Origin of the sequence: Paenibacillus sp. AD87 (assembly GCF_001659845.1) — a bacterium.
Classification (GTDB): Bacteria; Bacillota; Bacilli; order Paenibacillales; family Paenibacillaceae; genus Paenibacillus; species Paenibacillus marchantiae.
In genome coordinates, this window is sequence record NZ_LXQN01000022.1 from 125627 (window position 1) to 152258 (window position 26632).

22 protein-coding genes are annotated in these 26632 nt (G+C 45.6%); 5 read left to right on the plus strand and 17 right to left on the minus strand.

What is annotated here, in order from left to right; all coding sequences use genetic code 11:
- Positions 1 to 160: 160 nt before the first annotated feature.
- Positions 161 to 1252: a DNA alkylation repair protein gene (locus gpAD87_RS28790; RefSeq protein WP_064642270.1), complete on the plus strand. Its 1092-nt coding sequence runs from the start codon at positions 161 to 163 to the stop codon at positions 1250 to 1252.
- 361 nt (positions 1253 to 1613) lie between these two features.
- On the opposite strand, the gene corA is transcribed toward gpAD87_RS28790, so the two are convergent.
- The 4 genes from corA to gpAD87_RS28810 all read right to left on the minus strand — a co-directional run bounded on the left by corA (position 1614) and on the right by gpAD87_RS28810 (position 5831).
- The gene (corA, locus tag gpAD87_RS28795) at positions 1614 to 2573 is read right to left on the minus strand and encodes a magnesium/cobalt transporter CorA (protein WP_063568080.1); all 960 of its coding nucleotides are present in this window, start codon (positions 2571 to 2573) and stop codon (positions 1614 to 1616) included.
- 352 nt (positions 2574 to 2925) lie between these two features.
- On the minus strand, positions 2926 to 3915 hold the full coding sequence (locus tag gpAD87_RS28800; RefSeq protein ID WP_063568079.1) for an inorganic phosphate transporter: 990 nt from the start codon (positions 3913 to 3915) through the stop codon (positions 2926 to 2928).
- Between the two features lie 14 nt (positions 3916 to 3929).
- Positions 3930 to 4547 (minus strand): DUF47 domain-containing protein, encoded by a 618-nt coding sequence (locus tag gpAD87_RS28805; protein WP_063568078.1) that lies wholly within the window; start codon positions 4545 to 4547, stop codon positions 3930 to 3932.
- 216 nt (positions 4548 to 4763) lie between these two features.
- Positions 4764 to 5831: a DUF3048 domain-containing protein gene (locus gpAD87_RS28810; RefSeq protein ID WP_064642272.1), complete on the minus strand. Its 1068-nt coding sequence runs from the start codon at positions 5829 to 5831 to the stop codon at positions 4764 to 4766.
- Between the two features lie 340 nt (positions 5832 to 6171).
- Here gpAD87_RS28810 and gpAD87_RS28815 point away from each other — a divergent pair, with 340 nt between their 5' ends.
- The gene (locus gpAD87_RS28815) at positions 6172 to 6711 is read left to right on the plus strand and encodes a DoxX family protein (RefSeq protein ID WP_064642274.1); all 540 of its coding nucleotides are present in this window, start codon (positions 6172 to 6174) and stop codon (positions 6709 to 6711) included.
- Positions 6712 to 6870: 159 nt separating this feature from the next.
- On the plus strand, positions 6871 to 7083 hold the full coding sequence (locus tag gpAD87_RS28820; RefSeq protein ID WP_064642276.1) for a hypothetical protein: 213 nt from the start codon (positions 6871 to 6873) through the stop codon (positions 7081 to 7083).
- A gap of 178 nt (positions 7084 to 7261) precedes the next feature.
- Here the strand turns inward: gpAD87_RS28820 and gpAD87_RS28825 are convergent, their stop codons facing one another.
- The 3 genes from gpAD87_RS28825 to gpAD87_RS28835 form a co-directional block, all read right to left on the minus strand.
- Positions 7262 to 8050: a DODA-type extradiol aromatic ring-opening family dioxygenase gene (locus gpAD87_RS28825; protein ID WP_064642278.1), complete on the minus strand. Its 789-nt coding sequence runs from the start codon at positions 8048 to 8050 to the stop codon at positions 7262 to 7264.
- Between the two features lie 179 nt (positions 8051 to 8229).
- Positions 8230 to 9060 carry an alpha/beta hydrolase gene (locus tag gpAD87_RS28830; RefSeq protein ID WP_063568073.1) on the minus strand — a complete coding sequence of 277 codons (831 nt, stop codon included), beginning with the start codon at positions 9058 to 9060 and terminating at the stop codon, positions 8230 to 8232.
- A 239-nt stretch (positions 9061 to 9299) separates the two neighbouring features.
- Positions 9300 to 9536, minus strand: coding sequence for a hypothetical protein (locus tag gpAD87_RS28835; protein ID WP_063568072.1), 237 nt, complete (start codon positions 9534 to 9536; stop codon positions 9300 to 9302).
- A 414-nt stretch (positions 9537 to 9950) separates the two neighbouring features.
- Here gpAD87_RS28835 and gpAD87_RS31645 point away from each other — a divergent pair, with 414 nt between their 5' ends.
- Positions 9951 to 10787, plus strand: a complete 837-nt coding sequence (locus gpAD87_RS31645; RefSeq protein ID WP_082935389.1) for a DUF1129 family protein — start codon at positions 9951 to 9953, stop codon at positions 10785 to 10787.
- Positions 10788 to 11094: 307 nt separating this feature from the next.
- On the opposite strand, the gene gpAD87_RS28845 is transcribed toward gpAD87_RS31645, so the two are convergent.
- Positions 11095 to 12012, minus strand: coding sequence for an AraC family transcriptional regulator (locus gpAD87_RS28845; protein ID WP_064642280.1), 918 nt, complete (start codon positions 12010 to 12012; stop codon positions 11095 to 11097).
- A 303-nt stretch (positions 12013 to 12315) separates the two neighbouring features.
- Positions 12316 to 15504, minus strand: coding sequence for a copper amine oxidase N-terminal domain-containing protein (locus tag gpAD87_RS28850; protein ID WP_064642282.1), 3189 nt, complete (start codon positions 15502 to 15504; stop codon positions 12316 to 12318).
- A gap of 287 nt (positions 15505 to 15791) precedes the next feature.
- Here gpAD87_RS28850 and gpAD87_RS31650 point away from each other — a divergent pair, with 287 nt between their 5' ends.
- Positions 15792 to 16757 (plus strand): hypothetical protein, encoded by a 966-nt coding sequence (locus gpAD87_RS31650; RefSeq protein WP_082935391.1) that lies wholly within the window; start codon positions 15792 to 15794, stop codon positions 16755 to 16757.
- Between the two features lie 150 nt (positions 16758 to 16907).
- On the opposite strand, the gene gpAD87_RS28860 is transcribed toward gpAD87_RS31650, so the two are convergent.
- From gpAD87_RS28860 to purD, 8 genes are all read right to left on the minus strand, one after another.
- The gene (locus gpAD87_RS28860) at positions 16908 to 17510 is read right to left on the minus strand and encodes a GNAT family N-acetyltransferase (RefSeq protein WP_157258601.1); all 603 of its coding nucleotides are present in this window, start codon (positions 17508 to 17510) and stop codon (positions 16908 to 16910) included.
- Complete coding sequence (gene ilvA / locus gpAD87_RS28865) at positions 17510 to 18802, minus strand: threonine ammonia-lyase IlvA (protein ID WP_064642284.1); 1293 nt, start codon at positions 18800 to 18802, stop codon at positions 17510 to 17512. Before ilvA ends, gpAD87_RS28860 begins: the two co-directional genes overlap by 1 nt.
- 63 nt (positions 18803 to 18865) lie before the next feature.
- Positions 18866 to 19756 carry an alpha/beta fold hydrolase gene (locus gpAD87_RS28870; protein WP_064642286.1) on the minus strand — a complete coding sequence of 297 codons (891 nt, stop codon included), beginning with the start codon at positions 19754 to 19756 and terminating at the stop codon, positions 18866 to 18868.
- Between the two features lie 270 nt (positions 19757 to 20026).
- The gene (locus gpAD87_RS28875; RefSeq protein WP_064642918.1) at positions 20027 to 20632 is read right to left on the minus strand and encodes an alpha/beta hydrolase; all 606 of its coding nucleotides are present in this window, start codon (positions 20630 to 20632) and stop codon (positions 20027 to 20029) included.
- A gap of 14 nt (positions 20633 to 20646) precedes the next feature.
- Positions 20647 to 21597, minus strand: coding sequence for a ring-cleaving dioxygenase (locus tag gpAD87_RS28880; RefSeq protein ID WP_064642288.1), 951 nt, complete (start codon positions 21595 to 21597; stop codon positions 20647 to 20649).
- A 293-nt stretch (positions 21598 to 21890) separates the two neighbouring features.
- A complete protein-coding gene (locus tag gpAD87_RS28885; protein ID WP_063568065.1) occupies positions 21891 to 22979 on the minus strand; it encodes a hemolysin family protein in 1089 nt (362 codons plus the stop codon).
- A 280-nt stretch (positions 22980 to 23259) separates the two neighbouring features.
- Positions 23260 to 24597, minus strand: coding sequence for a hemolysin family protein (locus gpAD87_RS28890; RefSeq protein ID WP_064642290.1), 1338 nt, complete (start codon positions 24595 to 24597; stop codon positions 23260 to 23262).
- 724 nt (positions 24598 to 25321) lie between these two features.
- Positions 25322 to 26587 carry a phosphoribosylamine--glycine ligase gene (gene purD / locus gpAD87_RS28895; protein ID WP_064642292.1) on the minus strand — a complete coding sequence of 422 codons (1266 nt, stop codon included), beginning with the start codon at positions 26585 to 26587 and terminating at the stop codon, positions 25322 to 25324.
- Positions 26588 to 26632: the final 45 nt, after the last annotated feature.

Here is a 26632-nt window from a genome sequence, read left to right on the forward strand (position 1 = left end):
CTCTTACATAAGGGGGTGCCTTAATCCACTTCCATCTTATTCTCCCCTTCAATCCACTCATTCTTTCATATAAGAGAATATTCACAACCTTTTCTTAAGAACCTATGTTCTTATTCCCGTGAATTGAGGTATACTGTGTTATAGATAAAGGAGGCGGATTATGGAACTGTTTAAAGACAAATATACTCCCGCATTAATCGACCGGACAGGAGAAAGGTTACACCAATTCTACCCCAAGTTGGACAAGCAGCAATTTCGTGAACTTGTATTTGCCGAAGGCTGGGGAGAGCTGGAATTCAAAGCTCGTATCCGCCGCATTACGTCGGCATTGACCGAAGTGCTCCCTGACAACTATGAAGAGGCATTACACGTGATTGAACAGGCAGCACCACAGATGCGAGGGGTCGAGTATTTGTTCGTTCCTGATTTTATTGAAGTCAACGGACTTGCGCCGGAAAACTACGAACTATCCATGAAGTACTTGACCCTCTTCACACCTTATTCCAGTTCCGAGTTCGCGGTACGCCCGTTTATTGAACGCTACCCGATCGAAACGATGAAACGCATGATGGAATGGACGGGAAGTTCCAATGAACATATACGCAGGCTTGCCAGTGAGGGCAGCCGTCCACGTCTTCCATGGGGTTCCAAACTTCGGGAATTCATCACCGATCCCACCCCAGTACTTCCCATTCTGCATGAATTGAAGCAGGACGAGTCCCTGTATGTCCGAAAAAGTGTAGCCAATCACCTGAACGACATCTCGAAAGACCATCCAGAACTGGTCCTGGATTTGGCCTCAAGCTGGTACGGACAACATGAACATACGGACTGGATCGTTCGTCATGCAAGCCGCTCATTACTGAAAAAGGGACATCCGAAGGCGCTGAGTCTCTTTGGTTATGTCGAGCAGGATGCGACACATATCGAGCATCTTCAGCTTGCAAGAGATACCGTGGCCATCGGGGAAGATCTTCATTTTTCCTTTGATGTCGTTAATGAAAGTGGTCAGTCACAGATGCTGCGAATCGAATATGAAATCGGATATATGAAAGCAAATGGCAAGCAGGCACCCAAGCGGTTCAAATGCTCTGACAAAACCTTCCCTACCGGAAGAACCAAGGTTGCAACGAAGCAATCGTTCAAAGTCATTACGACGAGAAAGCATTACGCTGGTTTGCATACGCTAACGATTGTCGTTAATGGACAACCTACAGCTACAGCCACATTTGTATTGGAGCAAACAGAGTAACCTGCGAAGGGCCAGTAGCCATCCAACTTATCATAAAAAGGTAGCAAGGTTCTTTTATGATATAAATCCCATGTTAAAATTCAGCTCATAGCATCCATTCCTTGAGAAATTCCCCAAGGCGTCTTCAGTACTGAAGATGCCTATTACTTTTTCCATCCTGTTCGTAACAGCCAAATTCCCCCTCAAATAAAGTTATGCACATGATGCTTCTTCATTTACTTTTATCCACATGTGGACATCTATTCCGAAAATGAATCTATATGTACTCTTATTTGCCCTCTTATGCACATCATACACAGGCTAAAGAAGCGATCTGTGGAGATCGCTAACTCTTCACTTGCTATTCAGTTTCTATTCTTCCTTACTTAAACCAGCCCCGCTTCACAAACCAGGCCACCATGCTTCCGCCCAGAATAAACATCAACAGCAGCACAGCCCCATAGCCAAACTTCCATTGCAGCTCAGGCATATAAGCAAAGTTCATGCCATAGATCCCTGCGATCAGCGTCAGTGGCATAAAGACTGTTGTAATCACGGTGAGAGTCTTCATAATCTGGTTCATTCGATTGGAATTCAGCGAAATATAACTGTCGCGCAGGTCTGCCGTCATCTCCCGATCAGCTTCAATCATATCCGTCAGCTTCAACAAATGGTCATAGATATCGGTAAAATATACGGTATGCTCTCCTGTTCTCTGCACATGCTGAGAATTGACTACACGATAGAGCAGATCCCTCATAGGCACTACCGTCCGTCTAAGCTTCAGCAGTCGACTGCGCAAGTCGAACACCTGATTCATCAGGTCTTCCACCGACTCCTTGCCGCCCCGGTTCTCCAGTTCAGCGAGCTCATCCTCTATGGCAAACAGAGACGGGAAATAATGATCGACCAACTTGTCCATCACCGTATATGCCGCTGCCACCGGGCCTCGGGCCCAGATGGTTCGTTCGTGCGCATGATGCAGCAACCTCTCCCAAGCTTCATCGACTTCCTCCAGTGCCCCGTGATGAAAGGATACCAGGAAGTTCGCACCCAGAAACAGGTCCACCTCTTCCGCTTCCAATGTGGTCGGATTCAGTGCATGCAGCACGAGGAACTGCAAATTGTCATAATAATCGAGCTTAGGTCGCTGCAATACATGCATACAATCCTCAATAGCTAATGGATGAAAATGAAAATATGTATCGAGCAACTGGCTTTCCTCTTCGGAAGGCTGATTGAAATCTGCCCATACCCAAGCGTAATCCTGCAGATCCAGCTGTGTAAGCGGTACATTTACAGATACCTGATGATCCCGTGAGATGGCGAGTGTACGAATCATAAATTAGACCACGTCCTTGTCTTGTATCCTTTACGTTATTGTACAACTTTAACCATTGAACCGTCTCCTGCAACAGCCCATTATACACACGTTATCCTGCAAACGCGACAACAAAAAAAGCCAACCCTGTTGGCTTCTCTCATTTCCCTATCCACAGTCTCCTGTATCCACAGGAATATCTTCTTTTGGTTTATCATTCCACGGATGGCTATCCACATATCCAGCCTGTCCACACGTTCATGCACAGGCGTCTCTTCTTTTTGGTTGTATAATTGTCCACATATCCCGATATTCACATAGTTATGAACAGTTTGTCTGAAACCCAGAATTTGTCCCGGAACACATTTTCGAATTAGAAAATGATCCAGTACAATAATCCTGCCAGCGCCCCGGTAATCGGAATCGTAATAAACCACGTAATAATGATACGTCCGGCAAGTCCCCATTTCACGGCTGAGAAACGTTTCGCGGAACCTACACCCAGAATGGCAGATGTGATTGCGTGAGTTGTACTCACCGGCAGGTGGAGCAAGGTTGCCGAGAAAATAACAGATGCGGCTGATAGATCAGCTGCAAATCCGTTAATCGGTTCAATTTTGAAAATTTTGGTTCCCATCGTTTTGATGATTTTCCAACCACCGATGGAAGTACCGAGTGCCATCGCTGTTGCCGCGGAGATTTTAACCCACAACGGAACATCCAGATGATCCTGTACGCCTGCTGCGACCAGTGCAAAAGTAATAATCCCCATTGCCTTCTGCGCATCATTGGTACCATGCGTAAACGCCTGGAGCGCTGCTGTGAAAATCTGTACCGTACGGAAACCTTTGTTCACGTTATGCGGACTGCGTTTGGCAAAAATATATTTGAGAATGGTCATGACCACATAACCGATGGCAAATGCGATCAGAGGTGATAATAACAATCCTCCGACGATGTCAATAAATCCACTCCATTTGACTTTATCAGCGCCTGCGCCAACGAGTACAGCTCCTGCAAGGGCTCCAATCAATGCGTGTGAGGAAGAGGACGGAATACCAAACCACCATGTAACCAGGTTCCAGATAATCGCCGCGATCAAGGTGACTATGACGACCTCAATCCCGTTATCTAGCGTGGTGGGGTCGGTTACACTCCCCCCAATCGTCTTCGCAACTCCCGTAAACATCATGGCACCGACAAAGTTCATCACCGCAGCCATAAGAATAGCTCGGCGTGGCGTCAGTGCTCGGGTCGAGACCGAAGTTGCAATGGCATTCGCCGTGTCGTGGAATCCGTTGATGAAGTCAAACGCCAGTGCAAGGAAGACGACTATACCCAATACCCAAATCGTTGTTTCCATTATTCTCTGGCTCCTTAAGAATTACGCATGATGATGGATTCAAGCACATTGGCAACATGTTCACAAGCATCCGTTGTCGTCTCAAGACGTTCATAGATTTCTTTGCGCTTGATCAATTCAATCGGATCAGGCACGGTAGCAAAAAGGTTCTTGATACAGTTGCGCAGCACTTCGTCGCCCTGGTTTTCCAGATCGTTCAAACGAATCGTGTACTCGCGAATCGCCAGCAATTTTTTCTGAGACAGCAAATGAATGGCCTTCTGAATTTCGTAAGCCGATTGGCGCAAAATTTCAGCGAATTGAACAATATATTCGTCCGGGTCAGTCAGTTGGTACATATAGAAACGGGAAGCCGTTGCTTCAAGCCCGTCCAATACGTCATCAAGTGTTGTTGTCAGTTCCATAATATCATCGCGTTCGATCGGCGTGATAAATGTCTTGTTGAGCTCTGTAATGACGGTATGCACATAATCATCACACTGGGACTCGTACTTCTTCATTTCATTGGCAAAAAGAGTCACATCCTGAAGGTTGGAAACATGTTGGGAGAAATAATCAGCCGCTTGCACGACCGTATCTGCCATGTTCTCTAGTGTCTCAAAAAATATATCCTTCTTCTTCTTAAGCTTCATAGCTCTATCCCCTTTACGAGAAATTGCCGATAACCGATGAAACATGAAATGACAACCTTTGATATCTTATCATAAATGTTTCACGGTTTGTACATAAGGCATGATCCTTTTTTATATTCTTATCACATAAATCTGAAATGAATCTTAATTATTTGGAATGGCTGGAAAAATGATGATGAAATTTTACACTGCGTTTACATTTCTCTTCAAATTGGATTAATTTTCAATTTCGACGTGCCCTGCAAAATCAGGCTGATTCGGAACGATACTAATAAAAGTCTTGCCAGGAATAAGAGCAACTTCGGACCCATTTTGCACAAATCGAATAATGTCACCTGGTTTTTTGACCCACTGTCCTCGAATCATCTTGCCTTTTTGAAACAGCATGGCTTCACCACCCTGCTCCAAATTAACGGAAATTCTGCCCACATTGTCGAGCACCTTGTGATCTGCACCCGCTACAATAATATTGGCCGCTCCAATGGGATTGCCGTTATCCAGATCCTGATCTGCCTTTCCGTTCACCAATCTCATATATCGTCCGCTAACTTCATCATAATCATACGTGACCCGGTAACTCTCCAATAAATAATGAATATCGAACTGCTTGACCAACTCTCCGGCGGACGTGGCACCTTCTTCGTTATACGTATATACAGGGGACTTAAAGTCGTGACTATAGCCTTTGGTATCCGCGCCTTCTCTCAGCTTGTCCGCCGACGTATATAGATTGTGCGGTGCTTTGCGATCGGAGGAACGCCAGAAATAAGGGCCGCTATTCGATATCTCATCCATATGCTGTTTCTGCTGCTTTTGTAAAATAGAATAGGCATCCGGGCTGCCACCCGCATGAACCAATACCCCATCGTAACTCTCACCAAGCTCGATCAGATACGGACGGATACTGCGCACGGGTCCAACCGTTCCTGCCCCGCCTTCACTTTGGAAGATGGCAATAAAACGGGTAATACCTCCCTCAGCGAGCACTTCAATAATAATATCTGCCGCACTCAGACCTGACTGGGGCCGCGCTGCAGGTGCATTGTTAATCATAACTGCCAGCGGACGGCGCGTAATTGCTTCATCAACAGGCAGACCCGTCAGTGGTGCTGTGTAGAGCGATGTGGCAGGTTCTTCCGTTTCTTGTTCTTCCTGTACGGGTGTGGGAACGGACTCCGGCTTCGGAATCGGGACCATCTCCTTACTCTGGCAAGCGACCAGACTCAGGGCCAGAATAAGCAGCGACGCCACTGACGTCGGTTTGTTCCATTTCAGTTGCTTCAATATATGTACCTCCTGGACGATATGGCTGAAATCTAGGCTGTAGTTGCTCTTATGTAAGTGACCATTTCACGTATTTCTTTCCATTTAATCACACACAGCACCATTTGTCTTCGATAAGGAGAGCATTTTCTACCCCGCATTTCACGTTTGAAACTTGAGACAGGATGAAAAATATGTCCTAAATGTGAACTTCTCAAACCTTACTTAAAATTTGAACTAGATTGTGATAATAATCACAAACAGAATGACTTTTGAACTATACAATAAAGACATCAAAGGTGATCACTTAGAAAAACAAAAAAAAACAACACACACTAAATTCCATGAAGGAGTGGTTTATATGTTCAGCTTCAACCAATGGCTTAGAGAAAACAAAGTGGCAATGTGGATTTTGACAGTACTTCGGGTGTATATCGGTTACGACTGGATGACACACGGATGGGGCAAATTAACAGGTGGATTCCAAGCTGGCGGATTCCTTGCAGGCGCTGTAGGAAAAGCAACGGGTGAAAACCCAACCGTTCAAGCTTGGTGGGGAACATTCCTTGAGAACTTCGCGGTACCAAACGCAGGACTGTTCGACTTCATCATCCCGCTGGGTGAATTCCTTGTAGGTCTGGGTCTCATTCTTGGATGCTTTACAACACTCGCAGCACTGATGGCGATGGTCATGAACTTCGCATTCCTCTTCTCTGGAACAGTAAGCACGAATGCTCAATTAGTTCTGATGGAAATCTTCCTTGTAGTCGCTGGTGCAAATGCTGGTAAAATTGGTTTGGATCATTGGGTAATGCCTTACCTTCGCGGATTGTTCACTCGCAATAAAGGCAGTCAGCCTAAAGATACACCAACGATAAATCATACACACAAAACAGCCTAAATATTAAATAGACATTTTCCGGTCCTGCTCCCCTCCCCCTGGAGAGCAGGACTTTTTTTGGTTTTTTATATATGCTTGTAGGTCAACTGACTTGCCCATCGACAGAAACACGTATTATGATGAACATATCGATCGATTACAATTAAAGGAGTACATGACATGCCAACCCAGCGCCGTCTTGAAACCAATGCCGACTTCCAGGAAGCCATGGAAATGAAGCATAAAGTTCGTGTTTTTAAAGATAATCACCAGATTGATTCTGGTGGCGTCATTATCCGTTTTGACAGCAATACCGTTGTTATTCAGTCCAGTGTAAGTGAACTGGCATATCACTCGCGTACAGCATGTGAGCTTTTTGAGATTCGCAAGTGATTATACTAAAATGCAGAATGCTCAGTCATAGAAAAAGGTTCCTGAGGCCCATTACGCTGGCCGCAGAAACCTTTTTTGGTTCAGCTAATTCATAACCTAAGTCTGTCTGGTCGATGAACTAGGTGTATTTGCAAAATAAAACTCAAAGACTTGTTCACATACTCTTGTTTGTTCCAAGTTATACGCCGTCACCAAACTGCCAGCAGTTTAAACTGAGCGTACCGTAAGGATACGACTGGAATAGACGTTTTGCAGATCGTGACATATCGGCCGTACCCATAGCATAGAACAAAGGCGCAATGTGCTCCGTTCCATAAGATGGAACTGCTGTGCGGGCATGGGGCGCTTTTTTGTCATACTGAAACAGCTCTCTCGTATTCCACTGCTCAAGCCGCTCGCCAATCCAGTTATCGAATTCCACTGCCCAGTCTTGCGGCGGTTCATCATTACTGCCAAGCATACGCAAGTTATGAACCGTTCCACCGCTGCCAATGATCAGCACATTATCATGACGCAGCTGCTCCAGCATCCGGCCTATATCATACTGTTCCTGCGGGGAACGCAACGAGTCGACAGATACCGCAATAACAGGAATATTGGCCTCTGGATACATGTGTAACAGCGGTACCCATACCCCGTGATCCAATCCCCGGCCTCGAACCGGTTGATGTGGAAGATTACTACGAGTGAACAGAGCGCAGATCTCATTCGCAAGGTCTGGCTGACCAGGAGCCGAGTAATTCATTGTATACATATTAGAGGGAAATCCGTAAAAATCATGCAAGGTCTGATGTGTATCATCCATTGTCACGGACGGTTCGGGACGATCCCAATGCGCCGTAAATACAACAATGGCTTTCGGAGCCGGCAGCCTGTCTCCAAGCTGGTTCAAAAAGTGAGTGTAGTCATTGCTCTCCACCGCCAGAGCGGGAGAACCATGCGCAATGAATAGTGCGGGTAATGTCATTGCTGCCAACCTCCAGACACGGATAGGATGCTTACCCTTCTATTTTACCCCGAAGAAGGCGCTTTTCCAAGCTAACATCCCAATCAGATGCAATATGGACGCGCATGTTACCTTATGGACCGATCCATGTTGGCTATAGAATGCTCCAGCCTAATCATAGAGATTGATATTTAGCCCTCTTAGATCATCCAGTGCTGCCAATCCTGTTCAATCTTCTGACGCTCTCCTAGCCATTCTCTCGTACGCGTAATCAGCTGTTCACGCTCTTTACCGGAAGAGAAGGTATGATCGCCCTGGAAAATAATCTCCTTGTCGCAGCGGCCTTCCTGGCGCATCCAGAATACCTTTTGATACAGGAATGCGTAATCGACAGGAATGATCTCATCCGACGTGCCGTGCACCACCAGAACATCTCCGTTAAATTTAACGGCTTCCTGGTAAGGCTGATGTTCAGCCAGTGATTCAAAGAATGCTGGTGTAAACTTGTAGCCAAGATAATCAGCAGACCCCAGTTTCACCCCTTCATCGTACACATCACGTCCGGTAATCTTCACAATATCGTTGAACGGATATCCCACTGATGACCACATGACGAGATTCTTAACTCGTTTGTCGCGGACAGCAGTCAGCAGAGCAACAGCTCCACCCAGACTATGACCAATCAGCGTTACACGGGTTGGATCTACATCACTGCAATTTACCGCATAGTCCAGCACAGAACGTGTTTGGGTAATCATGGATTCAAGTCCTTCAGCTCCATACTCACCGCTGCTCTCCCCGCAGCCGATGTAATCGAAGCGCAGCACCAAATACCCATCTTCGGCCAGCTCACGGGCGGTCTTCACAAACAGACGATCTACACCGATCCGACTTCCTACGAATCCATGGCAGATGACAGCAAGAGGCACGCGCTGTTGGTGATTTCCCTCCTTGATGTCTTTAACGACCGGATAATGAATCGTGGCTGTTAATTCTTCCTGCCCATGACGAATACTGATCTGACGCTCCATGCCTATTTCCCCTTTCCATTCTTCCCTGCTCATGTTCACTTTGTTAATTATATATAAATCCGATAAGTTTAATGTGTATTAAGATGATATTAGTATATTATCATCCTGTGAACCTCAAGTCAACGTGAGGAAATGTCTATTTCCAGACGTACCTTGTCTACATTTTATCGGTAATTCCGCAAAAAAAATGAGCCAAGCTGACCACAGCTGACTCGAATCATTTCTAATACTTAAAGCCACTACTCATAACTGCGACGGAACATCTCATGGGTCTCCACTCGACCCTGCCATTCATGTTCATGAACCGAATTCGAGCTCCCCCAGAAGCTCCCTGATTGAAAGGTTCCTTCTGAATACTCTTCCGCATACTCCGCATCCTCCAACGTCTCCTCCATTGGCACAACCTCATCCGTTACTCCACGGGAGTTGCTGTTTAGCAGCAGCTTCCTTGTTAATTGTTCTGTTTGTTGATCCATCCCTGCCACACTCCAATCCCTGGTTTCTGTTGGAAATGCTACTATTGTGGTGGAATCGGCTGTACTTTATTCATTCTTCACACAATCGTTAGAACTGGATGAGCACTTACGCATATTAACGTCAAACCACGGAGAACCTAAGCCATATATCATAGCCAACATTTGCCTCCGATTCCTTCTGGCGAAAGGGTTGAATTCATGGAACACATCTTGGAATGGATTCGTAGTCACGGAAAAATAGTGCTGCTATGCACATGTGTCATTCTGGCCTGCGCAGGGCTGTGGTCGAATCGTAAACAGTTGTTTTATAAGGAATGACTTTGCGAAACGAGAGCCCTTCCCGTATACTAAAATACCGTCAGGGTCTCCAGATTCACCGGGGATCAGAACGTGTGTAGACAGGGGGAGCAATCATTGGGGATTTCCTATAAGAAGTTGAAAGAAATACAGAATCGGCAAATGACCGAAATGAGTAAAATGACACCGGAACATGTAAAACTGTTTGACCAGATCAGCACCATTGCGCGTCAATCACCTGCAGATGAGAGAACACAGGAAGAATGGATTCTCTCTGCTGGAAGATCCATCGTACAAGCTCAGCGTGACGGCAAGCCTGCTCGTGAGTTATATGGACCTGATCTGGAACAACATATCTATTCACAACTAGGAGTAGCAGACAATAATCCGGCTGCAACTGCTATTGAATCAAATATGGACTCATCCAGAGCTTCAAGTACGGCCGTACAGGGCTCCGGAAGCAAATCCAATGAACGCAGTACTTCAGCCAAGAAGGCAGCAGAAGTTGAAGCCGAGCCTGCGGAGACTAAGGATCAAGTTAAACGGACGCCCAAATGGTACTTCATGATCTCCTGGGCAGCTTTGTCTTTTGTCATGCTGATTCAAGGTGCAGTTGGGCTATTTATTGGTTGGACGGGTGGAGATACGGAACCATTTAGCCATATCAGCCTGTTCTCCCTTATCGTTGCGGCGGTTGGGGGTATTGCACTGGTTGAAATGCTTCGTCGCCTTGCTGAGCGTCCAGATGATCAGGGAGCAGACAAGACTGCCAGGCCACAGGTCAATCTTCGCGGAATCGCCATCTATATCGTTATCGTTGTGCTTGTCTTATTTGTAGGATATCCGCTGCGTGACAGCCTTCCTGTATTTACGCTGGCTCCGTGGATTAGTCTCGTAATCGGGATTGTGGGATTGGCTACGTTGAGACCACTCTTCGGACAAAAGAAAGCATAAGGATGTTGGTGCCCTTTGTGGGCAGCAGCATTGGGTATATCCCAGTTATGTGGTGTGCGAAGATGAAGTACGACAATTCGGTGATGAAATAGAATATCGAGTGTCAAAAAAGGGGCCCTAATGGCCCCCAACCAGCTGTTGAGAAATTCTCGACAGCTATTTTTATTTTCAGACCCTTCAGGTAAACCCCATAATGCTTTTTATCTAGCATAGGTAAAGATAATCACTTACCATAACTCATAAGTAACCTTATATTACGGCCAGTAGCTCGTTTGAAACTGAATCCATATCCGAAAGGATGACCTTGTCATACTTCATATAGATGATCCACAGGGCCCGTAGAGTCTTTCTCCATTTTGAGCTGAATGCGATGCTTGATTTCCTTGCCCGGAGTCTCTCCGAACTCTCGCTTATACATGCGGATAAAGTAGTTCACTTCCATACCAACTGTCTCCGCAGCCTCTCTTACACTTGCTTGTGGGTGCTTGTCCAACCATTCGGACGCCTTCTGCAAACGCAATCGCTGCATGTACTGATGTCCCGTTATCCCATGCCTCTGGTGAAATAATCGGTTCAGGTGCTGCACCGAATAACCAACGGCTTCAGCTACATGCTTCAGCAGCAGATCATCCTGGTAGTGCGTTTGCATCAGTGACACAGCTCGGGTGAATGCTTCATTTGCCGATTCCGACTCGCGCTCAGAACGTGTTAACGACCTATTCCTTGCTTCTCGCTCTCCTGTCTCATCATGCAGCGGGAGGATGGACCGGGATATGTCCAGAATAAGCTGGTAGATGATCGTTGAACTGTTCCACATTTCAGTCATCCCATCGTCCAGTGAGTGCCAGATAGCCGTCACTCGTGACCAAAACTTTTCAAATTCGGACAAACGCAGTGGCCCCATCGGCAGCAGTCCTGCCGACCGAAGCACCGCCCCCGCCGCCTCTCCACCAATGCCGATATATCCAAGCTCTCCGTGTGTTTTGGAATGCGGAATATACTCATGTGCAACCCCAGGTTCCAGCACGAACAGTTCACCCGCCGACACATTCCACACTCCTTCATCTTGAACTTTAAATTCCCCCTTGCCACTGCGTAACAAAAAAAGCTGATACACCGGAAATCCATCCGGTCTGAACTGAACCTTCTCTTCTTGTGTTCCCACACAATACAGATACAGAGGCAACCGGGAATCCGGCAGGCCGGTCAAGCGAAATGCAAGCATTCCATCATTCCTTTCGGATCATGCTCTTCTTTCTCCTATTATCCATCGGTTGACTCGTTGCAGCAACAGCCAAAGGAACCTTTTGGTGACAGGATTTTTATAAAGAATAAACGTGTTCTCACATGCGAAAATTAAAGCCTCCCTTTCACTTTTCCAAAGGGAGGCTTTAACAAACTTTGTTTAATAAATACTTATTTATTTCACACTGAACGGTGGACTATTTAGATATCCATCATTCAAACCATATAAGCTGAGAATTAAATTTTTTGATTTATGCTTCACTACTACTTTAAAGTCTAATAATCAATTACTACCTGTAGATGAAGTTTGATTATTCGTGCTATTGCCATCTTTACCATTTGGGCTTACCTCAGTATTAGGTGTGCCTGTGCCACCCTGATTTGTATTAGAAGTCGGCACTGTGAAAGATCTTGATGCTGCGGAAGTTGAATTTTTATTAGTTGTCTGATTACCAGCTACAGATACAACATAGATGATATAATCCTTTCCTGCTTCCAAATCAGCTCCGTCCGAGTCTTTTGGATTTAATCCTAAATTCGCCGTAAAATTATCGGCAGTATTTATGTTTCCAGAAGGTTTTGTTAAATCGAAGGATGTTTTCGATGCTTTTACAACATACAAATTATAACCGGAAATCCCATCCGTACCACTAGGCATATTGAAACTTACATTGATCCCCGTTTCAATACTTGCCGTTGCCGTTACATTGGTTGCAACAGGAACCTGAGACTGTTTTTTAGCATTAATTTTGAAAGTAGCTGAATCTAGGCTTGATTCACGTTTGCTGTCGGAGGACTCTGATAAAATATATGCAGTATACGGTTTACCTGCTTCAATATTTTGACCGTTAATGTCAAGCAGAGCATTTGAAAGTAAAACTGGACTTCCATTTATTCCTACAGATCTACTATTATTAACTAATGCAATATTCTTTGCCATACTTAGATCAAATGTGCTTCCAGTCGGGGCAATCATTAAAACATAACGACTGATCCCTACCTTGGAAGCTGGTTCAGTATATTTCAAAGTCACATCCGTTGCATCACCAGCAGCTTGCTCTTCATTTTTAACTTCTACATCAGTGATTTTAACTTTTCCAACGGCACTTGTTACAGACAATTTAATATCAGCATACGCCGTGGACAGCACATTGGAAGAGTTGCTGGTATTGCTTACTGCAAGCACAAATATACGATAGTTCTCATCATTGCGAATATCTGTACCATCTGTTGCTTTTACATCCTTTAAAGTCAGAGTATAATTTCCGCTTCCGCTAGCTTTATTCACAACTTTATAGTTTGGATTCCGATTTGCTTCTGCCAAATCGAACCCACCCAAATTCGCCGTTTTGACTGCGAAAACACGGTAATGATAAACATTCGTCTCATTAGACGATCTATTAAATATCACCTGCAAATCACTACCGTCTGCATTATCTCCGATGTCCGCTGCATTCACGTAGGTCGGAGCGGCCACAGTCGAGTTCTGTACTAGCGTAATTTGTGAAGAATAAGATGACAATGCATTCTGGCTGGAATTGCCGCTATTGCTTACCGACAGGACGAACACACGATAAGAAACACCATTAGAGATTCGAGATCCATTAGTATCTACCGCGTTGCTCGGAAGAGTAAATGACTGATTTCCACCCGTTTTGCTCACCTGATAATAATTGTTCGATGCGTTAGCCGCGCTCAGTGTGAAGCTGCCTGCATAAGCAGAACGTACCACATATACCCGATACGCTGAAACGTTAGTTTCATCCGAAGCTCTATTAAACGAAACCTTCAGGTCACGTCCATCGTTGTAGTCACTCACATCAGCCACACCAATGTTGCTTGCAACTCCAGCATTACTATTCGTTGTCAGTCTCAGCAGCGTTGACGAGGAAGACAGCGCATTGGTATATCCATTCTGCTGGTTGCCTACAGCCATAACGTAGATCCGATAATCCTGTAAATTCGTTACGTTATAACCACTTGTGTCCTTCATGGAGGATGGCAGTGTTGTTGTAATGTTGTTGCCTGTTTTGTTCACGTTATAGTACAAGCTGGAAGACAGATTGCTCGCCGTAGTCAGATTAAAGCTGCTGGATACCGAGTTCCGCACTACAAAAATTCGATAATTAGCAACTTTGGACTCATCGGATGAACGGTTGAAGCTCACCTGAATGTCACGACCGTCTCCATAATCCGAATTATCTCTCACAGATGTGATAACTGGTGCCGTTGCTGTGTTTACGCCCAGCGTAAGTGAAGATGATACTGTGGACAGTTTATTGTCTGCTGTTGCCGCATTGGAGCTCACAGATACAATGTAGACGACATAGGATGTGCCGTTTTTGATCAATTCCCCCGATGTATCACGTGTCGAGGAACTTAACTGGGTTTTGACCGCTGTGCTGTTACCTTTGTAAATAATGGTTGAATTCGAACTGGACACATTATTTGCTGTAGTTAGATTGAATGAAGAAGCGTCTTTCGCCTTAACTACAAAAGCACGGTAATACGTAATATTGGATGTGGTACTCGGCTGTGTGAAGTTAATTTCCAAGTCACGTCCATCGCCATAGTCACTGATATCTGCGATCCGCAGACCTGTGACAGGTTGAACCGTCGTTTTCACATTGTTTAATTTCAAAGACTGGGAAGACCACGCCAGCAGATTTTTGTAGCTGTTGTTGCTATTTCCCACCGTGAGTACATATAAACGATATGTTTCATTAGAATTCAACAGATCCCCGTTAACGTCACGGGTCTGTGCATTAAGTGTCAGTCTAGGGTTACTACCATTTGGAGTAACGGATGTATAGTTCGAAGCAGGCACAGCCGATGCCGCAGACTCAGTAAAGCTGTTCACATCACGTGTTTTTACCAGCATAATCCGATATGCCGACACAGCCTTCTCGGACGTCGGACGTGTGAAGCTTACGGTCAGGTCACGACCATCCCCATTGCTTCCTGACACAGCACCGTAAATATTCCATGCTGCATATTGCGTCTCATCCACAGGAGGAGTGGACGTTGTTTTGATATCTACCCGCTGATTACGGGAATTCCAGAATACTTTCTCTCCAAAAGCTTCACTGACAAAACGAATCGGAACCATTGTATTTCCTTTGATGGTGTTCGCTGGCACATCCAGTGCGATCGCTTCGCCGTTGATGTAAGCCGTTTTGGAACCCAGCGTCAGCGAGACTTCTTGGTCACCCCGGCTAGCCTTAATGGTTTTAGTTCTGTTGGTGTACTCTACTGTTGCATCCAATCCTTCAAAAATGGAGCGCAATGGAACCAGTACACGTCCACCTTTCATGACAGGAGCCTGTGCAGAGGATAACTCCGCGTCGTTAATATAAATGCTGATTCTTGCAGCTGCATCCATAACTGACGTTGGAAGTGCAGACATTAACATGGCCGATACGGCCAGTGCTGACATCACCTTTTTCACTTGACGTCCTCCAGCTTTTCTCATATCCAATATCCCCATTCTCTTCATTATTTAAGTTAAAATGTGATCGTTGTTGAATTTCATTTTATTCCTGTAATTTCCTGTGCACATCTAAGACGTATGAACATCAGTAAAAGTTTCCAATCCCACAAAAAATATTTTCGCAGAAATGTCCTTATACCATCTACCCTCCAAAGGTTAAAAATAACAGAAGAATTTGTCATTATTCCGCAACAACATCCTTCCCAAATTCGTTTAATGTATAGTGAATAACAACCTATTATTTTTAAAATTACGGGAGGTTCACACAGATGACATCATCGTATTTATATGGACAACGCAAAGGGATGCGATTCTTCCTCACATTCCTTGCCATTGCTGCAATTTTCACAGGAACCGCAGCTACATCTGGAGTTGCTACTGCCGCTCCTTCAAGCCCGGATACCAAAGTAACCACCAGCAGTTCAACCGCCATATATAAAACATTTCAGTCCATGCTCAAAAAAAAGAACGACTTACCCGCCGCTGACACCTTTCTGGAATCCAATATCAAAAAAGTAACAAAGCATCACGCCACCCTGATGGTGCTTCAGTTGGAGAATGCACGTCTGAAGGCTCTAACCGCCATGACGGACCGTTTGCTTGTTCCTAACGTTCAGGACAAGATGCTCAAGGCATACCAAACGAACGACAGCTTCACCAAACTCATGGGGCGTACCCAGGAATCCGATCTGCGTGTACTGTTAAAAGAAGCCCGTGACAGCGGCTATCGCCTCGTTATGCTGGAAGGCTCCCTCTATCCCATTATGAATTATGCGGCACTCGTGAAATATACCTCTGATATTACAGAGGATATTTCAAGCTACATCTTCATCATGACGAAGGAAACGAAAAACCTGCCTGCGGATGACGGAGCACTGGTCATTGGCTATCAGGAAATTCTCCTTCGGGCACTCAGTCAGGAAAGATTCCTGGAACTTTATCCGAAGTCGAATCGGGCCAAGCAGGTGCAGGATCTGTTGAACAGTTATACCCTGTATACCTTTTATGGGCTGAACAACACACCGCTGTTTGATTATGAAACGAACAAAATGGTTGCGAATGCTCAAAGAGGCTACAACGGCGTCTTGCAGCGTCTTGCATCCGTGGATAGTGAATTCCTCACCAAGCTGGATGCCTTTATGGGTGTGGTTAAAGAAGCGAAGTATGAGAAAACAGCTGCGGTGGAGAAATGGCTGGAACAGAACGTTCCGAACGGGGCCGATGCCGGCTATTAATAATGCATGGTATTAATCACCTAAAGGCACATAAAGCACACAAAGAAAACCGACATAGGATTTGCTCCCATGTCGGTTTTCTTTGTGGATTCTATCGATGAATTGAATTTGAATTGAATCTCCTACACCAGGCTAATTCGGATGCATGAACTACAGAATTGGCTTGACCATATGGTTATACTCATGTCCAGCAATGACAATTACTTCATCCTTGATATAGCCCTGGCGTTCGTACAACATCAAGGCACGGCCATTGTCACGTTCAACAATGAGGGACACCTGGGAGTGTCCCAGTTCCCTGCCCTGCTGCTCAAAAGCAGCCATCAATGCCTTGCCGATACCCTGTCCCTGATACGCTTCGCTTACGGATAGAGTATCTAGATAATACTCCCCGGGACGTGTTTCTTTGACCAACGTATATTTCTCATCTGTACTCCGACCAGGCCGATCCAGTATTGGCTGATCCAGAAGATCTGCTTCACCGCCATCATACGCTACCAGTATTCCAGCGACCTGTTCGTTCTGCTCCATTACCGTTATATTGCGATAACTGATCCGATTGTCTTCCTGCGCGTAAAATTGCTGCAAAATCTGCATCGCTTTCTCATGCTCACCTTCACCCGCCAGCGCATAGGCAATATCACCAATCGCCTGATAAAGCAGAGGAATGACTTGTGCCGCATCTTCTATGCGAGCAGGTCTCAACAGAGGCTGCGCCTCACTACGGTCCGACTTCACATTGGAATGATTCATCAGATTAACATGTTGAACAGATTGAGATTTTTGTTCAGCTCGGTATACGCGAGACCTTTACGATTCATACGTTCAATCAGCGGCTGGTAATCTTCCTTGTACATCAACTCGATGCCCACCAAAGCAGGTCCATTTTCCTTATCATGCTTCTTCGTATATTCAAAACGGGCAATGTCGTCATTGGGTCCCAATACTTCCACAAGGAATTCACGCAAAGCTCCCGCACGTTGTGGGAAATTGACCATGAAATAATATTTCAAACCTTCGTAGATCAACGAACGTTCTTTGATTTCCTGCATCCGATCGATATCATTGTTGCCGCCGCTGATCACACAGACAACCGTCTTGCCCGCAATCTGTTCGCGATACTGCTCGAGTGCAGCAACCGCCAGAGAACCGGCAGGCTCTACAACAATCGCATTTTCATTATATAGCTCCAAAATGGTGGTGCAGGCTTTGCCCTCAGGCACCTTCACAATGTCATCCAACGTTTCACTACAGATGTCGAAGGTCAGGTCACCAACACGTTTCACCGCAGCACCATCCACGAATTTATCAATATCATCCAACGTGACAACCTGCTTACGGAACATGGCCTCACTCATGGAAGCCGCGCCAAGTGGTTCTACGCCAATGATACGTGTTTCCGGGCTAACCGTCTTCATGTAGGTTCCAACACCGGCAGCCAGGCCGCCACCACCGATTGTGACGAATACATAATCCGCTTTTTCATCCAGACTCTCCATGATTTCCATCGCCACCGTACCATTACCTGCAATGATCTTCGGCTGGTCGAACGGATGGATAAACGTCATACCCTGTTCATTACACGCACGCATAGCTTCTTCATAAGCATCGTCATACGTATCACCTGTCAGCACAACTTCAACATTATCTCCACCAAATCGACGTACCTGTTTCACCTTCTGGTTAGGAGTTGTGCTTGGCATGAAGATTTTCCCGTGAATGCTAAGCGCGTTACAGGAAAAAGCAACGCCCTGCGCATGGTTACCTGCGCTCGCGCAGACAATGCCTTTCTCCAGTTGAGCCGGAGTCAGACTACGAATCATGTTGTAAGCTCCACGAATTTTAAACGAACGTACCACCTGTAGATCTTCCCGTTTAAGATACACATTACAGTTATATTTGGCCGACAATACAGCATCCCGCTGCAACGGTGTTCTTACAATGACTTCACGCAGCACATGATGTGCGCGCACGATATCTTCCATGCCAACACCGGTACGGCCGGGATTGGCAGTTCCCGTTGGTTCTTGTTCCACTGGTTTCATCTCTTATCCACACTCCGCTTATCTTGGTTGGCAATGCAAGCATTGCTTTTTCTTTTTATTGTATCACTTTTGTTCTGTTCTTGCGCCTGAGCTCGCATCATTTATCATTCGCAATATTTCATCAACAATGACCTGGGGATCTGTAAACATAACCATATGGCTGGATTGATCGGCTCCGATCCATTTTCCATTCGTTAAAGTACTCACAGTCCGGCGGTGTGCCTCGATAATAGCGGGTCTTATTTTACGTTCTCCCATGCCCGTTTTCGTACCTGATATGATGCTGACTTCCAAATCACCAAGATCGAGAGGAGTAACCAGCAAGGAAGCCAAGTCATTCAGAAAAGGTTTCGACTCAGCAACCATAGTCTTAGCCGCCTGTACAGTGAAATCCTCTGAACGGTGATCCCTGACAACATCGTCAGGCTGTACACTTCCAGGTCTGCTGCCTAATAATCTGTACAATCCTGTACGTGCCATGAGGGGAATTAGGAGACTGTTCAAGGCAAAATTGAATTTGGCTGCTTTGGAAAAGTACAATTGGCAGTGCTCGTCTGAAGGATCAACCAGGATGATTCCCCTTAATCGTGATAGGTTCGAGGCCGCAGCCGCTCGTACAATGGGTCCTCCCCAGCTGTGCCCTACTAATATGAACGGACCAGGTCCCAATGCAGTCAGCATATCATCAAGGTCTTCTGCTATTCTACGAAGTTTGCGCGGAGACGAATCAATTTCACTTCGTCCTGTCCCCGACCTGTCGTACACAACGGCATGTGCATATTCAGCAACTGCAGGTGCTACCAGCCCCCAGGTCGATCGTGAGAAGCCCATACCGGACTCAAATACAACTGTCAGATCGCCTGTTCCTCTGGACATATAATGTAGTTTGCGACCATCCCGGGTCTGAATAAAGGCACTTGAACCAAAAGAATGTGAGCTATGGTTAGGCTTCATCTTCCCCTCCTAATTACACGCATAGTCATAACAAACCGAATCTAATTGAAAATGATTATCAATTACTTGATTATAGATTATTCCATACTTTAGGACAAGGCATAGTGTCGCTCTGATTCATTAAAAAGTGGATCGTTGGAAATTAGCACGAGTAGCATGCTGCTCGGTTCGTTAAACCTTAAAAACGGCAAAAAAGGGGTGTCCCCGTCATTTACATGACCTACGGGACATCCCTTTTAAAAGAAGTATTTAAGCAGCCAGTCAAATTTTTCAAGCCAGAGTCTTAAACCAAGCCGCAGCAGCTTCCGCCTCGGTACGAGTTAGTTGATGGCCCTGACGCTCCCAGTGCATATGCAATGCTGCACCTGCTCCACTTAGAAGTGAAGCGAGTTCATCCGCTTCACGTTTCGGCACAATTGGATCGTTCTCTCCTGCGCCGATGAATACAGGCAGCCCTTTCAGGTCCGGCAATTCCAAACCACGAAGCGGTACCATCGGATGGTGCAGAATCGCTCCTTTGAATACGTCAGCCTGATGGAAGATCAGACTTGCTGCAATGTTTGCTCCGTTAGAATAGCCCAGTGCGAAGACATTGGCACGATCAAAGCCATACTCCAAAGCAGCTGCATCCACAAATGAACCCAATTCCGCTGTCCGTGCAATGAGATCTTCTTCGTCAAACACCCCTTCCGCCAAACGGCGGAAGAAACGGGGCATTCCATTTTCAGATACGTTGCCACGCACCCCCAGAATACCAGCTCCTGGGGCAATCATCTCGGCCAGACCTACCAGATCGTTCTCCGTTCCACCTGTCCCGTGCAGCAACAAAAGGGTGGGTGCATTTGGCTGAGAACCTGCTTTATAAATATGTTTCATTGTATTAGTAGTACTCATGATTTGGACTCTCCTTTCCATTCACGTACTTGAATAGGTGGCAGCAACTGTTCAATCTGCTCACGCTGTGGTTCGTACCATTCAGGCAACATCAGTTTTTCACCCATGCTCTCCTGTGGTTCATCCCGTGCAAATCCTGGAGGATCAGTAGCCAGTTCAAACAGTATACCTCCCGGTTCCCGGAAATACACAGCGTTAAAGTACTGGCGGTCAATGACCGGAGTTGGATGATAACCGGCTTTTTGAAGCTCCTGCTGCATTTGTTCGTGCTCAACATCATCTTTTGCACGCCATGCGATATGGTGAACCGTCCCTGCTCCGCCAATTCCCCGCTGGATTCCAGTCGATTGAATGTCGATGAGTTGACCGATGTCACCACTCGCCTGCAGACGAATGATTCCATCCTCTTCTCCTACCTGCTCCAGACCGAGCATCGTTGTCAGCACATCCGTTGTTTTGTCAGGTACATGGCTGAATAGTACAGCTCCACCAAAACCTTTGATGGCATGTTCAGACTGCACACCGTTGAATGCCCACTGACTTGGCTGGCCTCCATCACGCTCGACCAATTCGAGCAAGAGACCCCCTTTATCGAAGAAGCGAATGTACTGCTCACCAAATCTTGTTTTATTTTCAAATGGAATATCGAAGGATGTCAGACGTTCTTTCCAGAATGGCAGACTACCCACCGGAATCGCATATACGGTTACGCCAGTCTGTCCTGCACCGATGACACCTCTTCTGGCATTTTGTTGAGGGAAAAAGGTGATAATAGTACCTGGTGCGCCATCCTCATTGCCATAATACAGATGGTACACATCCGGTGCATCAAAGTTAATCGTTTTTTTCACCAGTCTCAGTGCCAATACACCTGCGTAAAAATCAACATTTTTCTGTGCATCATCTACAAAAGCCGTAACGTGATGGATTCCTGAAGTTCTGAACATAATCTTCACTCCCTTGGTTTTATTTGTATCGTTGTTATATTTAGCAGTTTGTTATGCATCGCTTTTTGTTATTTATCTTTAAATTAAGATTCTTTAAATTTATATTAATCCATTGGAACTAAATATGCAAGCTTTTGTTTTGAAGTTAAGATATATGCTTTTTAACCTGCTGAATTCCGCCTGAGTATACTGAGATCGACAAAAAAACAGGCCCCGATCACTCGGAAACCTGTTTTCCTTAAATCTTATTCAATTGCTTGCCACCACACAACATCAATCCTTGAAACTTCGTATTACGCTTTAGTTAATTTTAATCGCTTAGACGGTTGAACCAGATCTTTGCCATCATACTCATCCTTGATATCCCCAACAATTTCTTCAAGAATATCCTCCATCGTAACCAGACCAACTGTTTCCCCTTCTGCATTATGCACTGATGCGATATGGGAACGACTTTGCTGCATCTGGACCAAGACATCCTTAATCGGCGATAACTCCGAAAATTTCAACATGTCGTGTACAAACGTATCCATGTTGAAAGCCCGGCCTGCGGCAACACTCGTAAGCATTTCCTTTGTATGAATAAATCCAACGAAGTGATCCTGATTTCCTTTTTCGATCACAGGAAAACGTGTATATTCATGCTGCTTTAGAACCTCGATCATACGTTCCAGCGGCATTTCTTTGTCCAGCGTAACGATTTTTTCTTTGCGGATCATAATCTCCTGAAGCAAACGCTCATCAAAAGCAAAAATGTTTTTGAGGTAGTCCAGCTCTGTCTGATTAATTTCTCCACTCTCATAACTCTGCGCCATAATCAGCTTCAGTTCCTCTTCGGAGTGAACCGTATCGTGACCGGCTGGTTTTATACCGAAGATGCCAAGCAATAGACGGGCAGCCCCATTCAGCGCGTAGATGAACGGATTCATGATCTTACCAAACCAATACAGCGGTGGTGCAAGCAATAGTGTCATCTTCTCTGCAAACTGGATCGCCAGTGTTTTCGGTGCCAATTCACCGATAACCACATGCAGGAACGTAATGATTGCCAAGGCAATCCCGTACGAAAGTACCGTAGACAACGCCGCTGGGACTTCTAATCGCTCAAACAGCGGATGCAGCATTTTCTCAACAGTGGGTTCACCCAACGCACCCAATACCAGTGCTGTGATCGTGATACCCAATTGACACGCAGATAGATAATAATCCAGATTGTGAGCCACTTTTTTGGCCAGTACCGCTTTTTTGTTCCCTTCCAAGATCAACTGATCTATTCGGGACATCCGTACTTTCAGAATTGCAAATTCCGCTCCAACGAAAAAGGCGGTCAGTCCTATAAATACGGCTACTAAAAATAAGTTTAAGGCTATTATTCCGTCCAATGATTTCCCTCAATATGAGGGATTCACCTCCAAGTAAAATTTATATTAAGGTTGCACGAGTGACGTTCCGGTGACGGCTCGTTCTTCCGATCGCCATTGCCTCCAAATTTCCCTAATTGTTGTTTTCAAAGGTTTAAAATTGGTTTGCAAACGCGAACGCTACGCTTCTTCAGAATCGATTCCGTCCCCTACACTGCTACGTTGCCAAAACATTTAAATTCTGAGGGCAGTAGCCAAATGGGCAGTCATACCCTAGATTACAGTCATGATCGAACCAACATCACGCCAGGTCACTGGCAGATTCATCGACCTCAGTACCGTTTACACGTTCAAGCAGAACCTGCTTAATGTGAAAATTTTCTGCGTCCACAACAGTCCAAACGTAATCACCGTGTTCTACTGTATCACCTTGTTCCACACCGACACCCTTCTGGAATTGAATCCATCCGGCCACAGTATCCATTTCTTCGTTGCCTTCAAAGACAATCCCAAACTGCCGCTCCAACTCATCCAGCAGCACTCGGCCGTTAATGAGATATTGGTTTTCTCCGGTTACCTGAATGTCAGCAACTTCATCAGCATCGAACTCATCCCGAATCTCACCGACAAGCTCCTCCAGAATATCCTCCATTGTAATGATTCCCGAAGTACCTCCGTATTCATCCACGACCACAGCCATGTGCACGCGTTCCTGCTGCATCTTGATCATCGCATCCTGGATACTTGTAACTTCAGAAACGAAAGGAATCTCCCGAACAAAATCGATAAGTTGGTGCTCCCTAAGGGCAACCATGTCAGGCAAAATCTTTTTCACATTCACTACACCGACAATTCGGTCCTTGTCCCCATCCTCGATGACGGGATAACGTGAATAATTATGCTCATCCAATATCGGAATGATATCGTCGTAAGTCATATTCTGATTCAGCGTCACAAGCTCTGTCCTCGGAACCATGATGTCTTTGGCATCACGCTCATCGAACACGAATACGTTTTCCAGATACGAAAGCTTGGTCTTGTTGTTCTCGTCTCCTTCATAACTCTGGTTCATGATGATTTTGATCTCATCCTCCGAGTAGGCCTGTTCATGTCCGGCAGGCTTCACGCCAAATGCCCTAAGAAGCACGCGGGATGCACCATTCAGCGCCCAAATGAAGGGATACATAATTTTTCCGAACCAATATAGCGGCGGCGAGAGCAACAGCGTCAATTTTTCCGAAAATTGAATCGCCATCGTTTTGGGAGCCATCTCCCCAACCACAACGTGCAGGAACGTGACAAGGATAAAGGCAATCGCATAGGAAGCAACCGCCGATATGGAAGCTGATACGTCCAGATAATTAAATACCGGGTATAACAACCTTTCAACAGTTGGCTTACCGAGCGCTCCCAATCCAAGGGCAGTTACGGTAATACCGAGCTGACAGGCTGACAGATAATAATCGAGGTCCGAGACTACTTTTTTGGCCAGTATGGCTTTTTTATTCCCCTCGGCAACCAGTTGATCCACTCTTGATGTACGAATCTTAACCACAGCGAACTCAGATGCAACGAAAAATGCGGTCAATGCAATCAAGATAATGAGTAATACAATATTTAATATGGTGATTATGTCCAATGATTTCCCCGCTTCTCAGGGATTCACCTCCAGAGATAGTTACAGCGTCATTGGTTAACTTCGTTAACCATTCAACAGCTGATTGACGTTCAATATGGCGTATGCCTTATATGAAATCGAAAAGATAAAGTGTGTATAGGTTGTACTTTGACCTTGTAAAATTGCAAAACAGGAATTCAGGATGAAGTCAATCACTTATAGAAACTACTTCACTAAAAACAGGGTTCCCCCTCATGCTGTCATTGTTTCTCGATTTACTCCACCAAAATTCTCCATTTGGACAGTTTACAATATCGCCTTCCCAATAGATATCCACCTCCCCTCTTATTCATTCCTGTTTCAGAAAAGTATAACATGTTCTACGCCAAACCATCCAGTTGCACGTTATGGTTTGGAATATAGATTATAAAATGAGTTCACAAAATAAACTTTTATGTATGTGGTCTTTCTCGCATCTACAGTTCATTTTATGTGATATGGTTCACATAATTAGTATAGACCAGTTTATAGAAATGGTACCCTTTACTTTAGTCGATTAAACCTGCTACAGGCCTTTATTTACAGCCATTCTTCTTTGCCGTATCCGGACTGCGACACGTCCAGCAATTACACCATAATCATGTATACGTTGAAAAGGACCCGCGGGATGCAAACACCTTTTTCGGTGTACATCTTTACGGGCCCTTAGGTTTCACTTTATCAAGTTACAATTAATTAGAATTAGTTATACCAACGCTTTGGCAGCAATATCAGAACGTTGATGTTTACCGTCAAAATGAATACGTTCCGCTTGAGCGTAGGCTTTGTTTCTAGCTTCGGCAATATCAGAACCAAGACCCACAACGCCTAGAATTCGTCCACCATTGGTGACCCATTCTCCAGATTCATTGCGTGCTGTTCCAGCATGGAATACCACTGCTTCGTCGACTTGATCCAGTCCTTCAATAACTACACCTTTTGCATACGGACCAGGATAACCTCCAGAGGCAAGCACCACACATACAGCGGCTTCGTCGCTCCATTCAATCTCAATATCCGCCAATTTCCCGTGCACAGTTGCCCAGAAAATGTCGAGCAAATCACTCTTCAGACGCGGCAATACAACCTGTGTCTCGGGATCACCGAAGCGCGCGTTGAACTCAATCGTTTTGGGTTTACCATCTGGTGAAATCATCAGCCCGGCAAACAATACACCTTGGAACGGGCGCCCTTCGGATACCATCGCTTTGGCTGTTGGTTTGATAATCGTCTCTACCGCTTCTTCAATAATGGAGGCTGGAATGTGTGGCAATGGTGAGTACGTACCCATTCCGCCTGTGTTTGGCCCCTGATCATTGTCGAATACCGGTTTGTGATCTTGTGCAGCAGCCATCGGACGAACGGTCTCCCCATCGACAAAAGCCAAAATCGACATTTCCTGACCTGCCAGGAATTCTTCGATGATAACTTTGGCTCCTGCTTCACCAAATACTTTCTCCACCATAATGCTGCGGAGTGCCTGGTCAGCCTCATCACGGGAATAGGCTACGGTAACGCCTTTTCCAGCCGCCAACCCATCGGCCTTGATTACCACAGGGATGGCCTGCTCATTCAGATAAGTCTGCGCTTGCTCGTAATTGTCGAACTTCTCATAGGCTGCAGTCGGAATATTGTATTTGTGCAGCAGGTCTTTCATGAACGTTTTGCTGCCCTCAATCTCTGCTGCATTGCGGCGTGGTCCAAATACAGGAATTCCTGTTTTATCAAAAGCGTCCACAATGCCGTCTGCCAGCGGATCGTCTGGCCCAATAACAACCAATCCCACGTTAAGTTCAACGGCAAGCGCCGTCAGTTTATCGAATTCATTTACCGCAATCGGATGACACTCAGCAAGCTGTGCAATGCCTGCATTTCCCGGAGCACAATGAATCTTGCCTGCCTTCGGGCTTTTCGCCAGTGCCCATATGATTGCGTGTTCCCGGCCACCGCCACCCACTACCAGAATATCCATTAGCGTTGTTCCCCCTCCGTGTATAACTGGTTTTGTTATACTATT